At 69.5% G+C, this 13,954-nt stretch carries 11 protein-coding genes; 5 read left to right on the top strand and 6 right to left on the bottom strand.

Annotated features, from left to right (window positions below):
• The first annotated feature begins 495 nt into the window (after positions 1 to 495).
• The 4 genes from KEG38_RS00055 to KEG38_RS00040 all read left to right on the top strand — a co-directional run bounded on the left by KEG38_RS00055 (position 496) and on the right by KEG38_RS00040 (position 5,980).
• A complete protein-coding gene (locus KEG38_RS00055) occupies positions 496 to 2,256 on the top strand; it encodes a serine/threonine-protein kinase (RefSeq protein WP_272416898.1) in 1,761 nt (586 codons plus the stop codon).
• Positions 2,257 to 2,266: 10 nt separating this feature from the next.
• Positions 2,267 to 2,926 (top strand): ATP-binding cassette domain-containing protein, encoded by a 660-nt coding sequence (locus tag KEG38_RS00050; RefSeq protein WP_272416897.1) that lies wholly within the window; start codon positions 2,267 to 2,269, stop codon positions 2,924 to 2,926.
• 166 nt (positions 2,927 to 3,092) lie between these two features.
• Positions 3,093 to 4,814, top strand: a complete 1,722-nt coding sequence (locus tag KEG38_RS00045; protein ID WP_272416896.1) for a hypothetical protein — start codon at positions 3,093 to 3,095, stop codon at positions 4,812 to 4,814.
• Positions 4,808 to 5,980, top strand: a complete 1,173-nt coding sequence (locus KEG38_RS00040) for a hypothetical protein (RefSeq protein WP_272416895.1) — start codon at positions 4,808 to 4,810, stop codon at positions 5,978 to 5,980. The genes KEG38_RS00045 and KEG38_RS00040 overlap by 7 nt, the downstream gene beginning before the upstream one ends.
• Here the strand turns inward: KEG38_RS00040 and bioD are convergent.
• Genes bioD through zapA form a run of 3 tightly spaced genes read right to left on the bottom strand, consistent with a single transcriptional unit; the run spans position 5,968 to position 8,107 of the window.
• On the bottom strand, positions 5,968 to 6,669 hold the full coding sequence (bioD, locus tag KEG38_RS00035) for an ATP-dependent dethiobiotin synthetase BioD (RefSeq protein ID WP_272416894.1): 702 nt from the start codon (positions 6,667 to 6,669) through the stop codon (positions 5,968 to 5,970). The genes KEG38_RS00040 and bioD overlap by 13 nt on opposite strands.
• Positions 6,666 to 7,787, bottom strand: coding sequence for an aminotransferase class I/II-fold pyridoxal phosphate-dependent enzyme (locus KEG38_RS00030; RefSeq protein ID WP_272416893.1), 1,122 nt, complete (start codon positions 7,785 to 7,787; stop codon positions 6,666 to 6,668). The genes bioD and KEG38_RS00030 overlap by 4 nt, the downstream gene beginning before the upstream one ends.
• A complete protein-coding gene (gene zapA, locus KEG38_RS00025) occupies positions 7,784 to 8,107 on the bottom strand; it encodes a cell division protein ZapA (RefSeq protein ID WP_272416892.1) in 324 nt (107 codons plus the stop codon). Before zapA ends, KEG38_RS00030 begins: the two co-directional genes overlap by 4 nt.
• A 370-nt stretch (positions 8,108 to 8,477) precedes the next feature.
• Here zapA and KEG38_RS00020 point away from each other — a divergent pair, with 370 nt between their 5' ends.
• Complete coding sequence (locus KEG38_RS00020) at positions 8,478 to 9,101, top strand: hypothetical protein (protein ID WP_272416891.1); 624 nt, start codon at positions 8,478 to 8,480, stop codon at positions 9,099 to 9,101.
• Positions 9,102 to 9,149: 48 nt separating this feature from the next.
• Here the strand turns inward: KEG38_RS00020 and KEG38_RS00015 are convergent, their stop codons facing one another.
• The 3 genes from KEG38_RS00015 to KEG38_RS00005 all read right to left on the bottom strand — a co-directional run bounded on the left by KEG38_RS00015 (position 9,150) and on the right by KEG38_RS00005 (position 13,512).
• Positions 9,150 to 9,893: a hypothetical protein gene (locus KEG38_RS00015; RefSeq protein ID WP_272416890.1), complete on the bottom strand. Its 744-nt coding sequence runs from the start codon at positions 9,891 to 9,893 to the stop codon at positions 9,150 to 9,152.
• An 81-nt stretch (positions 9,894 to 9,974) separates the two neighbouring features.
• Positions 9,975 to 11,546, bottom strand: a complete 1,572-nt coding sequence (aroB, locus tag KEG38_RS00010; protein WP_272416889.1) for a 3-dehydroquinate synthase — start codon at positions 11,544 to 11,546, stop codon at positions 9,975 to 9,977.
• Between the two features lie 667 nt (positions 11,547 to 12,213).
• Entirely contained in the window at positions 12,214 to 13,512 is a 1,299-nt protein-coding gene (locus KEG38_RS00005; protein WP_272416888.1) for a hypothetical protein, read from the bottom strand.
• Positions 13,513 to 13,954 lie beyond the last annotated feature (442 nt).

Below are 13,954 nucleotides of genomic sequence, written 5' to 3'. Positions count from 1 at the left end.
TCGGTCCCTCTTAGCAGGGTTATCGGCGGGGCGAAGGTCGAAAAGATGACCGAGGCAAACGTGACCAAGCTCACCGGTTCCCCTCCGATCTAGGGAAGATCTTTAGATCTAGATCAGGTCGTCATCGTAGAGCCTGTGGACGATGGGGAAAACTCTGGATCGACCTATGATTTCGATGACTTACGGAGCCACCCCCCTGTGGATGAATCGGGGCAACCCCGGGGTCGGGTCGGGGAGAGCTCGACGGGGGGACGGCCGAGCCCGGTTCTCTCCCCAAGGCAGACCCTGGGATCACCGGAAGTTATCCCCAGCTTGCCCCCGTCCGGCTGTAGGCGCCGCGGACTGACCAGACGAGCACCTGCGTACCGATGCGTACCGAGTGCGTCACGGGCTCGCCCGCGCTCGTGAGCTTGCGCCGTGGGAACGAAAACGCGATCGCCGAGCGATTTTGCAGTGGCCGCGCGCGACGGAATGGCCGAACGTAGGGCTCTCGCGATGGGCGAACTCCGCTGCCGCCACTGCGGCATCCGGCATGACGAACGGCTCGTGATTTGCCCGGCGACGGGGCTCGCCATCGGGCCAGGGTCGAGTCTGCCGTCGCGCCCGGCGATGCACACGCCGCGTTCGTTCATCCCGCCCGCGCCGAGCATTCCACGACCCATGGGCATCCCGTCGCCCCGCGTGCCCGCCCTCGCGCCCGCCGCGAACGCTCGCCCGGCACAGCCCGGCGCCGCCCCGAACCGCGACGGCCCTTCCTCGCAGAGCTCGCACAGGCTCGCGCGGCGTGACCTCGTGGGCCACGTCATCGGCGACAAGTACCGCGTGAAGGCGCTGCTCGGCGAGGGCGGCATGGGCGCGGTGTACGAGGCCGAGCACCTGGCCATCGGCCGCATCGTCGCGGTGAAGGTGCTGCACCCGAAGCACGCGCAGCAGGCCGACTCGGTCGCGCGGCTGAAGCACGAGGCGCGTATCGCCGGTTCGATCGGTCACCCGAACATCTGCGAGATTTACGACCTCGGCCGCCTCGAAGACGGCACGCCCTACCTCGTGATGGAGCGGCTCATCGGCGAGACGCTCGACCAGCGCATCAAGCGCGACGGCGCGCTTCCCGAACGCGACGTCGCGGACGTGATGCACCAGGTGCTCTCCGCGCTCACGGCCGCGCACGCAAAAGCCATCATCCATCGCGACCTCAAGCCCGAGAACGTTTTTCTCGTCCGCAAGGCGGGCGTACCGCCCATCGCCAAGCTCCTCGACTTCGGCATCTCCAAGACGATCGACGAGGACACGTCGATCGACCTCACGATGCCCGGCATCGTCATGGGCACGCCGTACTACATGGCGCCCGAGCAGGCGCGCGGCGATCGCGGGCTCGACCACCGCGTCGATCTCTGGGCCGCGGGCGTGATCCTCTACGAAGCGCTCTCGGGCCGCCGCCCGTTCGTCGCACGAAACTACAACGCGCTGCTCGTACAGATCCTCACCTCGAAGCACCGCTCGCTCTCCGAGGTGCGTCCGAACATCACGCGTGGGCTCGAGCGCGTCGTCGACAAGGCGCTCGCCAAGATGCGCGAGGACCGCTACCAGAACGCCCCCGAGTTCCAGGACGGCCTGCGACGCGCCCTCGAGCCCGAGGCGCCGCCGCCGTCACGCCGCGCGCCGCTGCCGCCGGCGAAGATGTCGTTCGCGGAGGACGACGACGAGACGATGGTGCTCTCGTTCTCGCGCAAGGACCTCGGCCTGCCCATCGCGCCGCCGCGCTCGTCGAAGCAGGGCACCGGCAACGCGGGTCCGCCGTCGACCCGCTTCGGCCCGCCCACGACCGTCACCGCGCCGCACGCAGGCGCGCCATCCTTGCCCGCGCCGCTGCCGCCTCCCTTGCCGCTGCCGCCGCCGTCGCACCCCGCGCAGCAGCAAGCGGCCCAGGCATCCGCCTCCTCGGGCCCGCCGTCGACCATGCCGGCCGGGCAGCTTGCGAGCATGGGCGTGGGCAGCGGTCGCCAGGCGTGGCTGCCGCCTCCGCCCGCGCCGCTGCCGCCGCCTTCGGCGCCGCCGCCCCCGGCGTCCGTGCCCATCCCGGTCCACGCGGCCGCGCCTTTGCCGCCGCCTCCGCCGCGCCCCGTCCCGCCGGCGCGCCCCGTGACCGACGACGACGACGACGAGCGCACACTCGTCGACCGGCCCTCGTTCTCCGACGAGCGACCGACGCTCGTGCGCCCGTTCCCGGCGCCGCCGGTGCCCGAGAAGGGGTCGTGAGCCGCGTCGGATGAGCCGAACGCCACGCCTTACACGCATCGTCGGCAAGGGCCTCATCAAGGCCTACGGCCCCACCGTGGCCTTGCGCGGCGTCAGTCTCACGATCGAGCTCGGCAGGCTGCTCGTCGTCGAGGGCGCGAACGGCTCGGGCAAGTCCACGTTGCTGGGCATCCTCGGCACGGTGATCAAGCCGACCGCGGGCACGGTCGTGTACGAGCCGCTCGGCGATGACCTGCTCGCGGTGCGCGCCGAGATTGGCTGGGTCTCGCACGAGACGATGGCGTACCCGGACCTGTCGGGTCGGAAGAACGTGGAGCTCGCGGCGCGGCTCGTGGGGCTCGACGCGGCGGAGGCGTGGGCGCGGGCTTCGTCGCGCTTCGAGCTTGGCGCGTTCGCGGAGCGGCCGGTCCGGACGTACTCGCGCGGACAGCGGCAACGCATCGCGCTCGCGCGGGCGCTCACGCACGAGCCCTCGCTGGTCCTGCTCGACGAGCCGACGACCGGTCTCGACAAGGCGGGCGTGACGCGGCTGCTCGCCGTGGTCGATGAGGAGGTCGCGCGGGGCGCGGCCGTGGTCGTGGTCTCGCACGAGCCGGAGCTCTTTCGCGAGCGGGCCGGCGCGCGCCTCGTGCTCGACCGGGGCCGGGTGGTCGATAGCGTTACCGGTTGAGTATCGCCGAAAAACCACACAATGGATCGTTGCCGCGAATGGGCGGTGACGATGAACGCGAATTCGGATTCGCGCGAAAGAGGCGATCGACCTCGGTGTGTCGAATTTCCGTCAGCCGGTATTTTCTTTTCTTTTTGGATTCGATTCGATAAAGATCGATCGTAGCGTGTTCGAACTCGAAAATGGTTTGAACCGGGGGAGCACGAGGGCGCGCCTCGTTGCGGCGCTGGCCGCGCTCTGCTTTCTCGGAATCGGGACGGGCGCCGGGGCGCAGACGAAAACGTCCGCCTCGGACGCGGCGCCGACCGAGATCACGGGGACGGTGCTCGCCCTCGAAGAGGAAGGCGAGGAGCTGATCCTGGACCTCGGCTCGACCCAAGGAGCGACGGAGGGGGCGACGGTCGAGATCTGGCGCCCGCTGAAGCTCAAACACCCCGTGACGGGCAAGGTGATCTCCGACCGATTCCGGATCGGGACCCTCGAGCTCGGGCAAGTGCGGCCCTCGATGTCGATCGCCACGGCAACCGGCACGCTCACGCGGACCCCCGAAAAGGGCGACCTCGTGATCCTGCGCAAAGCCCCGGCCCCCGGCAAACCCGAGCCCACAAAGCCCGACGCCTCCACGACCACGGAGGCGAAGGAGATGCCCGCCGGCGACGCCGATCCCGAGGCGATCGTGATCGCCACGATGTTCGACAAGCTCAAAGGCGCCGACCTCGTCACGCGCATCAAGGCCTACGAGGATTACGTCCGGGAGAAACCGAACGGTCGTTATGCACGCGTGCTCTATGAAGAGGCCGCGTCGCTACGCCGGCTGATCGAAGCCGATGGCAAACCCGGGTCGAAGGCGGCGCCCGCGAAAGGGCAGACCACGCGGACCGAGCCTTCACTCGTGAGTTTTTCGCGACCAACGGCAGCGGTCGAAGGCACGCCGCTCGAGCTCGCGGTGGAGCTCGACGACCTGGCCACGGGCGCGATCCTGCACGTGCGGACGAAGGGGAAACAGACGTACACGCCGTTCGTGATGACGAGCGCGGGTCCCGGTTACTGGGCCGCGACCGTGCCCGGCGACCGCCTCGTGCCCGAGGAGATCGAGTACTTCATCGAGGCGACCATGGCGAGTGGCGCCGCAAAAGCCGTCGTCGGCCTGCCGAGCGCTCCCGAGCGGATCCAGATCCAGGACGCGCCCAAGATCGCGAAACCTGAGAAACGTATCGCTTCGGCGGTGTTGCTCACGGACTTCGCCGACTACAACGGGCTCAAGGGCAACGATCGCGTCTGGCAAACGGAAGGCACGTTCGGGCTCCGTTACGGCGACACCGGCGTGCGCGCGCTGCGCACGGGGTTCGGCGTCTACCGCGGCGTCGGCGGCTCGCTCAACGATCTCGATACGCTCGGGCTCTCGGGTCGCCCCGTCGGATTGACCTACGGCTACCTCGAAACGGAGGTCGGCTTCCACCGGCTGTTCGGCGTGATCGGCAGGATGGCGATCGGGCTGCTCGACGACGGCATCTCGGGCGGCGGACAGATCCTCTTCCGCATCGGCAACGACCGCGAGACGAACCTGGTGCTCGGCGGCGAGCTGCTCGGCGGCGTCGGTCTACGCGGCTTCACCCAGCTCGAGCTGAACACCTTCAAGCGCGTGCCCATCCTCGTCCGGACCGAGGTGACGAACCAGCCAGCCGGATCGAGCAGCTACAGGTCACCGACCGAAAACGGAGAGCCCACGCAGTCCCAGGAGGAAGGCGAGGTCGGCGCACGCGGGATCATTCAGGTGGGCTACCGGCTCACGCCCGGGTTCGTCGTCGCGGCGCGCGTGTCGTTCCAGGGCCGAACCATCAACCATGCAGGGCCGGGCTTCGGCGGAGCAGTGGGGTACGAATGGTGACGCGAACCTTCGTGAAGACCCTGGCCGTGTTCACCGCGGTCGCGCTGTCGCTCGCGGCGCGTGACGCCGAGGCGCAAAAGGCCGAGGACATCCCGCCGGGCGAAACGCCGAAGCCCACGACGCCGCGCGTCCACCACGCGCCGATCGCCAGCGCGGAACCTGGCACGAAGCTCGTGCTGGAGGCGTCGTTCGAGCACGCGGAGCTCATCCGGAACGTGCTCGCCGTCTACCAGACGTCGCTCGGCGAGATGAAGGCCGTGCCATTCCAGCGGGGCGGCGAGAGGGGCTACATCGCGGTCATCCCGGGCGAAGCGCTCAAGGCGCCGGGGATCGGCTACACGATCGAGGTCGAGCAGACGAACGGGACGCGGTTCTCGGCATTCGCGTCACGGCAGAAGCTCCACCCGGTCAGCGTGATCGAGGACCGGACCGATGCGAAGGAGCGAGCCGCGCTGAGTCGGCTCGGCGGACGTCGTTCGGTCGTCGGGGTGGCGGGCGAGTACGTGGGCTTCGGGACCACGACGGGCACGATACCGATACCATGCGCGGCGGGTCAGGCGACCTGCCAGCCAGGTGAGGAGGTCGTGCCGTCGGTCGACGAGCAGTACTACCGGGTGGAGGCGAGCTACACGTACCGGCCGCTGCGCACGGTGTCGGAGTTCGGCTTCCGGCTGGGACTCGTGCGCGGCTGGTCGCTCGTGCCGCTCTCCGAGTACAACGAGGAGCGGTACAAGGTCGGCCTGAACTTCGGCGCGGCGCGTATCCGCTTCCGGGTGCTCGACCTCTGGCACCTGGAGACGGAGCTCCAGACGAGCGTCACGGAGATCGGCTTCTCGGTCGGCCTCGGGGCGTCGACGTTGATCGGCGACCCGTACGGCTCGAAGCTCATCCTCGGGTTCGAGTCGCTCGGCCTCGGAGACAGCGCGCCGTTCGGGAATCGGTTCTACAGCCGGCTCGATCTGGTCGCGGGCGACCGCGTGCTCGTGTCGCCGATCGTCGAGGTGACGGACATGCCGAACGCGGAGACATACGGCGTGCGTCTGATCGGCGAGGTGGGCATCGCGCTCGGGCGCGGGTTCTCGGTGCAGCTCCGAGGGGGCTACCAGGCGCGAAGGTCGACGTCGGGTGGACCCGGGTTCGGCGGGAGCGTCCTCTACGCCTTCTGATTCTGGCCCTCGAGGGCGAGCGTCGAGAGCACCCACTTCGCCGCCGCCCTCGTCTCCTCCGCCGTCGTCTCGGCCCGGGGGAACACGACCAGCCTCGGAACGATCTTCAACTCCACGAGCTCCTCCGCATTCGTCCCGGTGGACGCATCCGGCACCGCGGGCGGCTGAAGCACGAGGAGCGGCGCCGGCAGGTCCGCGGCCATCGTGCGCAGCGCATGCAGCGTGACCGCGACATCGTGGAGCACGCCGAGCCGATCCGAAGCGACAAGCAACAAGTGATCGGGTCGCAGCACGCGTGCGAGGTCCAGGTTGACGAGCCCCGGCCCGAGCGGAGACAGGAGCGCCCCCGCCGTCTCGATGACCAGCACCTCCGCGCACGCATGCGCATCAACCCACTCGGCCACGCGACCCAGATCGATGCGCATCCCCAGGCGACGCGCGGCCAGGTGCGGCGAGACCGGATCCGGCAGCGCGTAGGGAAGGGGATGTTTCACGTGAAACGTGCTGAACGCCGCGAGCGCGGAGGCGTCGGTCGCGATCGTGGACGAAGGCTCGGACGGGACGCCGGACTCGATGGGCTTGAGGCCTGCGACCGAGACGCGAGCCGATGCAAGAGCAGCGACGAGGGCGACCCCCGCGTGGGTCTTCCCGACGCCGGTGCCCGTTCCAATGACGACAATGCGGCTCATGGCTTCCAGCCCTCCGCGAAGGCAGTGACGATCCGAGTGAGGTCCGCGTCGGTGAGGCGCGCGTGCGCGGTGACGCGAAGGCGCGAGGTGCCCGGCGGGACCGTCGGGGGGCGAATGGCCTGGACGAGGACCCCACGCTCGCGAAGGCGAAGCGAGATGCGAACGGCCTCCTCCGGGGGACCCACGAAGCAAGGGAGGATGGGCCCATGCGAGGGGAGGAGCGCATCACCGATGATGGAGGCGAGTCCGGCGCGTAGGCGGTCGATGATGTGGTCGAGCCGAGCGCGCGCCTCGTCATCGGCAGCGACGCGGAGGACCCGATGCCGGATGGCGGCCGCGAGGGCGGGGCTGATGCCCGTGGAGAAGACGAAGCTACGGGCACGATTCCAGAGCCAGGTGCGGAGGACCATCGGTCCGACCACGAACGCACCCTGAAGCCCGAGCGCCTTTCCGAGAGCCCCCACGAGGACGTCCGGCCGAACGCCCGCCCGCGCCGCAAGTCCTCGACCCTCGGGACCGAGCGTCCCGACCGCGTGGGCCTCGTCCACGACGAGCGCGGCATCCCATCGGTCACAGGCAGCCCGGAGCCGAACGAGGTCGGGCGAGTCGCCATCCATGCTGAAGTACGACTCGGTGACGAGCCATCGCCGCGGCGCACCCTGCGCCCGCTCGAGCGCAGCCTCGGCGGCAGCCGCATCCCGATGGGGAACGACAACGACCTTGGCCCCGGAGAGGCGGCAGCCATCGATGATGGAGGCGTGGTTCAACGCATCCGAGACGATGACGTCCCCCGGCCGGGCAAGAGCCGAGATGGTCCCGACATTGGCCGCGTACCCGGACGAGAACAGGAGCGCGGACTCGAACCCGAGCCAGGTGGCGATCGTCTGCTCGGCGAGCGCATGCTCGGCATGATGCCCGCTGACGAGGCGTGAAGCGCCAGCGCCGGAGGGAGCCTCGGCGGGCGCAGGCCAGGGGTCGGTTCCGTATCCGAGGTAATCGTTCGAGCAGAGGACGAGGCATCCCGACGGCGGCGGCGCGCTCGGCTTGCGAAGCAGTCCAGCCTGTTCGAGCGTCGCAATCTCCGCCGCGAGATGGCGAAGGGCGCCAAGCTCGGTCATCGGTCGTCCTCGTCGGATGCGTCCGCGCCGGGCTCGATGGCGCCGAGCGCAGCGTCGACGCGTTCAAGCATGCGGCCGAAGGCAATGCGGGTGCGAGCCATCTGGTCGTTATGGCGTGCGCGCTCTTCTTCGAGGTCGTGCGCGAGGGCGAGGGCCGCGAGGAGGAGAGCCTGGGGGTTGACCATGCGGCCGGGACCGGCGACCTGCGTGAGCTTCTCCTCAACCATGAGGGTGAGGCGGTGGAGCTCGTCGTCGGACGCGGAGGTGACGACCCGATATGTCTGGCCGCCAATGCGAAGCTGGACCTGACGGCCACCCATGGCGAGGGGACGGTACCATGCGGGGAACCAGGATGCGAGGCGGGGAGGGAGGGTCGGAGGTGGTGGCCACCCAGAGGGGCACTTGGGGTTGTTCTGGTTGGATTTGGACGGGTGGGGTTCTTTGCGGGGTGGCGCCCGCACGTCTCGCTCGGGTGGGTGCATCCGGAGGCGGGGTGGCCCCTGGCACTGGACCGCCTCGCGAGGCTCGGAGGTGGGTGTACCTCGCTCGGTTCTCTTTCGTGCCCCTCCGGGTGGCCACCACCTCCGACCCTCCCTCCCAACGCTGATCGCTTGGGGGGTGGGGGGGATGTTTCACGTGAAACGTGGGGGCTGCTTGACGGCGTGGGGGAGGGTGGGTGATGGGAAGAAGATGGAAAGCAGGCGGGCGTGCTTGCAGCGGTTTGGGTTGGCTGGGCGGGCGTTCGTGGGCGGGGCGGTGCTCGCGGGATGCCTGGCGTTCGGGGTGGAGGCGCGGGCCGAGCCGCAAGGGACGGTCGGGCTGACGATCGGAGCGGCCGGGCGAGGGCTCGATCGAAAGATCTGGGACCAGACGGTCTTTCACCTGGGGCTGCGGGGGGACGTGTTGTTCGGTCGGAGCAAGGTGACCGACTTCGGCGTGGGACCCTATGCCGAGGTGATGACGCACGCCTTCGACGAGGTGCAGTTCGGGGCCGGGGTGTCGACGCTGTTCCCGGTGCTGCAGGCGTTGCCCCTCGTGGTGTCGGTGGGCGGGTACGGTCGGTACGCGCCGGTGCAGGGGCTCGAGCCGGGGGTCGCGGGCGCGCTGTTCTGGGGAACCCGCAGCTACAACTTCCACGCCTCGTACGTGATCGCGGCCGGGTTGCTGGCGCAGTTCCGGTACGGGCTCGGGCCTTCGCGGGAGACGTCGATCGTGGTAGGCGCGCAGCTCGACCTCGTGGCGTTGAGCTTGCCGTTCCAGATCCTCTACAACGCGATTCGGGGAGGCTCGAAGGATACGAGACCCGTGCGATGACGGGTCTCGAGGGGATGTTTCACGTGAAACATTGGGGGCGGTGCGCCCTCACAGAGACGGGGAGTCGCAAACCGGGTCCAGGCCCCTGCAAAGTCGGCAGTCCACCGCGTTGTCGATCCCGGGGCGGCAAAAGCCGGACGGTGCGTCGGCCGGGTTGAAGCAGTCTCGCTCGGGCGTGGACAGGTCGTCAGCCTCCGGCGGGAAAAACACGAGGCAGCCGCGGCACACGTCGATCGGGAACTGCCATTCGCCCGTCGCGACTTCCTCCCCGCCCAGCGTCCGCCCTCGGATGATGACGTTGGCGAGGACCTCGACGGGCGTGCCGCTCCCCCCGCTCGCTCCAAGCGCTGCCGCCGAGGTGCCCGAGTCGACCAGGACGACGTTGGCGAATCCAAGCCCCGGCTCGGCCCCCGTGGACGGGTCCACGAACCCGGTGGCCGGCGCCGTGAATGCGCCGAGCTCATTGCCCGCAGCGTCGAAGGTGTGCACATCGGCGCTCTCGAACTGGACCCGAGAGGTCTCCGTGCGAAGCGTCGCCGCGTTGCCGCGCCGGACGAGCTGATTGCCCACGAGGAGCGCGGCGTTGTATTCGGAGGCGAACGCCACGTCGAGGGTGCCACGCAAGAGGGTCGGAGCCGTGGTCTCAGCGACGACCCCGCAGGTGTCGGTGTCGAACACGAGCGCGCCACGGACGAAGAGGCTGCTGCGGTTCTCCGCGCACCCCGCACCGAGCAAACCGCCGAGCGCCAGTAGCGCGGCCACACCGCCAATATGCCTTCGCTGGATCTTCATGGTGGAGGAGCCTCCCTCGACGCCTGAGGTCAACCGTCAGTGTATCGAGAAAGCCGCCGGGCCGGCAAAGATCCGCAGGGTTCAGACGGAAACGCTCTGCATCCCCGCATGAAGGAGGCGCCCCAACGCTTCGAGCGAGAGGAGCTCGATGCGAGGTCGCCCAAGGCCTTCGAGGAGGACGACCCGAATCCCCGAAGCCGTGCGCTTCTTGTCGAGCGAGGCCAGGCGGAGCGCCTCGTCGAGCGGCTCACGCGTGAGGTCCGTGGGCAAGCCGAGGTCGACGAGGAGGCGCTCGACACGCGTCGCTGCCTCAGCGTCGGTGACACCAAGGGCACGGCCGACGCGGAGGATGGCAATCATGCCGAGCGCGACGGCCTCGCCATGGGTGAGGCGGGTATACGCGCCGGCCGCCTCGAGGCCGTGTCCGATGGTGTGGCCGAAGTTGAGGAGGACGCGGTCGCCGGACTCGCGCTCGTCCCGGATGACGATCGCGGTCTTCACACGGACCGCGCCGAGGACCATCTGCCGAACGAGGTCGAGGTCCCGGGCGAGGACGCGCTCGCGCTCCCGGCCGACGAGCTCGAAGAGGGAGGTGTCGGCAATGGCGGCCGCCTTGACGACCTCGGCCAGGCCGGAGACGTAAGCCCGGGTGGACTCGGTCTGAACGCGCGCCGGGTCGATGAGGACAGCCGAGGGCTGGTGGAAGGTGCCGACGGCATTCTTGGCGACCCCGAGGTCGACGCCGGTCTTTCCACCCACGGCCGCATCGACCATCGAGAGCAAGGTCGTGGGCATCGCGACCCACCGGACGCCCCGAAGGAGGAGGGACGCGGCTAACCCGGCGACATCGGAGACGACGCCGCCACCGAGAGCGACGACGAGGCATTCGCGGTCAGCGCCGGACTCGACGAGGGCGGCGAGGATGCGCTCGACCGCCGGCATCTGCTTGTGGGTTTCGCCGGGCGGAAGGACGACGGTGGCCGGGACACGGAGGCCGGTCGTGCGGAGGGCGTCAAGGACCGGGTCGAGGGCGATGGGCGCGACGTTCTCATCGGTGACGACGAAGACGGCGGAAGGCGCGAGGGAACGAGCGACCTCGGCGAGGGTGCGCGGGGCGTCGTGGGTGAGGCGAACCGGGTAGGAACGGGTGCCGAGCGGGACGACGAGGGTGGGGTCGAGCCAGGCTTGGAGGACGGCGTCGGTGATGTCGGCGGGCGAGCGATCGTCGGTCCGGATGTGGGCATGGGCCTCGGCGTAGACGGGCGCGCGGGAGGCGAGGAGGCTGCGGAGGCGCGCGAGGCGGTCGGGAGTTTCGTCGAGGAGGGGTCGACCGGGGCCGGCGGTGCGCGCGGCGAGGGTGTCGGGTCGAGCCGTGAGGGTGACGACGTGCGCGTGGGCAAGGGCAAACGCGCGGAGCTCGGGGTCGAGGAGGGTGCCGCCGCCGAGGGCGATGACGCGCGGCTCGGGGGAAGCGAGGAGGCCGCGGAGGGTGGCCGCCTCGAGGGCGCGGAAGGCCGGTTCGCCGTCGGGCTCCGCGAAGAGGGCCGGGACAGAGCGGCCCGTGTTCTGGGTGATGACGGCGTCGAGGTCGAGGAAGGGGACCGCAGCTTGGGCGGCGACGAGGGGGCCGATGGTGGATTTACCAGAGCCCATGAGTCCGCTGAGGAGGAGGGGACGCTGGGGGCGCGGCTGGGTGAGCGGAAGCGGAGGCATGGGGACTACGATTCGATGGGGGAAGCGATTTGTCGAGGTGGAGTGTGTGCGCAGGCGCAGGCGGAGGGGGCGCTGGGCGGCGTGAGGTCGGGGGGGCTGGGGGACCCGAACTCGCGAGCCACGCCGGTCGAATTGGGAGGGGGTCGAGGTTTCGGCAAGACTCGGGAGGGGATGGATGTCGCCTCCCGGCTAGGTCACGTGGGTGACGGGAAGGGTGTGATGTAGAACGCGTTGAGGTTCGGACGGTCCCCCCTACGACCGAAGGTGATACGCGTTGAGGTTCCGATGGTCCCTCCCACGACCGAAAGTGATACGCGTTGAGGTTCGGACGGTCCCCCCTACGACCGAAGGTGATACGCGTTGAGGTTCCGATGGTCCCTCCCACGACCGAAAGTGATACGCGTTGAGGTTCGGACGGTCCCCCCTACGACCGAAGGTGATACGCGTTGAGGTTCCGATGGTCCCTCCCACGACCGAAAGTGATACGCGTTGAGGTTCGGACGGTCCCCCCTACGACCGAAGGTGAAGCGCGTTGAGGTTCCGATGGTCCCTCCCACGGCCGGATAGGACGGGCCAGGTGCCGCGGGCATCGGAGCCCGTGAACCGGTCAGCTGAATCCGTTGTCGTAGCGAGGCCCCTCGAGGAAGCGGGCCGCCGGCGGATTCGTCCATCGCGCGACGCGCGCGGCGTGCTCCTCGGCCGTGAGGGGCGTGAGCGGAGGGAGTGGCACGAGGGGCGAGCCGGCGTGTAGCCGCACCGAGGGCCTCCGCGCGATGAGCCGCTGCCCCGCTTCGGGGAGCCAGACGGTCGCGGGCTCGACGACGCGGACCTCGACGAGGTTCGGGAAGCGCTCGGTGGATTCGAGCGCCGCCCAGGCCGCGGGGTCCTTGTCGTCGCTCATGCAGATGGAGACGTAGGGCACCGGCCGGTCGATGGCGCGGATGAGCGCGGGCGTCGCCTGCAGCTGGCGCACGGGCGGGAGCAGCTCGACAGGGCCGGAGAAGATCACGCTCTCGACGGTGGACCAGGCAGGGTGGCCGACGAGGGGATCGCCGGGCGCAGCATTCCACTCCACCGCGACCGGAAGGCCTTGGTGGAAGGTACGCGCGCGGCGGAAGGGGTGGTGCACACGCTCGTCGTCGAGGAGCTGCTCGTGACGCTTGAGCTTTCGGTGGGTGAGCTTCTCGGCGCAATCGAGGGTGATGAACTCGCCGCGAGGGTCGCCGAGGGCGGTCAGCTCTTTCGCGCAGGCGAGGCGAACATCGAGGTCCGCCGGATGGGCCCACAGGCGCGCCAGGATGGCGTCGAGAGAATTGGCGTCCGCGCTGGGCGGGGGCGGCTTCGGAACGACGGGGGGCGCCCGGTCCGTCACGCTGGAGGGCCAGCCGCAGAGCGCGTCTGGGTTGCCGACGTCGAGCTTCCGGTCGTCTTCGTCGAAGTCGAGGCCGTCGCAGGGGTCGAAGATCGACTCGGCGCGCGTGGCGAGGCGAGCGGAGTAGCCCTTTGCAGCGAACGCGTCGAACCAGCCGATACAAGCGATGAGCTCGGCCCGGGTGGACTCGAAGCGGTGGGTGTTGAAGACGAGCACGCCGAGACCGCGGGGAGCGCAAGCCTTCTCGACGGCGGCGAGGAACGAGCGCAGCACGGCGTCGAGCTCCGGCGTGATGTGGGGCTTCAGCGCCTCGAGCCGTTCGAGGGCGCGGGCGGCGGCCGCGGACGCGGGGCGGCGGAGGAGCGAGTAGGTGCTGCCATCGTGCTGCGAGCGCACGGAGGCGAAGTCCGCGGCGTCGAAGAAGAGAAACCAAGCGGGCGGGAGGAGGCCCTTGGTCCTGAAGAGCCCGGTGCCGCCCGAGGCCGGGTCGAAGTTTTCGGAGTCGTAGCACTCGAGGAACGCGGTGACGCCCATCACCCCCCCTAACAGGGAGGTCTGGTTCTGTAAATCTCCGACATGAGGGCTCTTGGGAGGCGGGTTGACAGGCACCGGCGCGTGGGGCAGCGTGCCACCGCCGGAGGGCTGAGCATTGGTCTCTTCTTGGGGCCGCCGCGCCGGGGCGCTGCCCCGGGCCCCGCGGGGGCTGTTCGCCCCTCGACCCGAACCAGGGCAAGCCCTGGACCTCAGGGGGAAGAACTGCGCGATGCGCAGTTCTTCCCACAGGCCGGTGGCAAGACCAGGAAGGTGCGTTGCACGCTGGCGACGGGCACGTGGCCCGTTGAATCGTCAGCGCTGCTGTCTTGGTGGGCAGGATCGTCGTTGGTCTTGACCTGGCCTGTTCGATGAACTGCGCATCGCGCAGTTCATCGACCCCGGGTCCAGCGCTTGCGCTGGTCCAGGTCCAGGGGCGGATAGC

Origin of the sequence: Polyangium jinanense (genome assembly GCF_028435265.1) — a bacterium.
In the GTDB taxonomy this organism is placed as follows: domain Bacteria; phylum Myxococcota_A; class Polyangia; order Polyangiales; family Polyangiaceae; genus Polyangium; species Polyangium jinanense.
The sequence above is the reverse complement of the archived record's forward strand: the minus strand, read 5'-3'. Positions and strand labels throughout refer to the sequence as shown.

What these genes read in the sequence shown, in the direction of transcription:
- KEG38_RS00005 (WP_272416888.1), bottom strand. Translation starts at nt 13,512, where the DNA reads ATGGGCGTCACCGCGTTCCTCGAGTGCTACGACTCCGAAAACTTCGAC.
- KEG38_RS00020 (WP_272416891.1), top strand. Translation starts at nt 8,478, where the DNA reads ATGGAAAGCAGGCGGGCGTGCTTGCAGCGGTTTGGGTTGGCTGGGCGG.
- KEG38_RS00040 (WP_272416895.1), top strand. Translation starts at nt 4,808, where the DNA reads ATGGTGACGCGAACCTTCGTGAAGACCCTGGCCGTGTTCACCGCGGTC.
- zapA (WP_272416892.1), bottom strand. Translation starts at nt 8,107, where the DNA reads ATGGGTGGCCGTCAGGTCCAGCTTCGCATTGGCGGCCAGACATATCGG.
- KEG38_RS00050 (WP_272416897.1), top strand. Translation starts at nt 2,267, where the DNA reads ATGAGCCGAACGCCACGCCTTACACGCATCGTCGGCAAGGGCCTCATC.
- aroB (WP_272416889.1), bottom strand. Translation starts at nt 11,546, where the DNA reads ATGGGCTCTGGTAAATCCACCATCGGCCCCCTCGTCGCCGCCCAAGCT.
- KEG38_RS00015 (WP_272416890.1), bottom strand. Translation starts at nt 9,893, where the DNA reads ATGAAGATCCAGCGAAGGCATATTGGCGGTGTGGCCGCGCTACTGGCG.
- bioD (WP_272416894.1), bottom strand. Translation starts at nt 6,669, where the DNA reads ATGAGCCGCATTGTCGTCATTGGAACGGGCACCGGCGTCGGGAAGACC.
- KEG38_RS00055 (WP_272416898.1), top strand. Translation starts at nt 496, where the DNA reads ATGGGCGAACTCCGCTGCCGCCACTGCGGCATCCGGCATGACGAACGG.
- KEG38_RS00030 (WP_272416893.1), bottom strand. Translation starts at nt 7,787, where the DNA reads ATGACCGAGCTTGGCGCCCTTCGCCATCTCGCGGCGGAGATTGCGACG.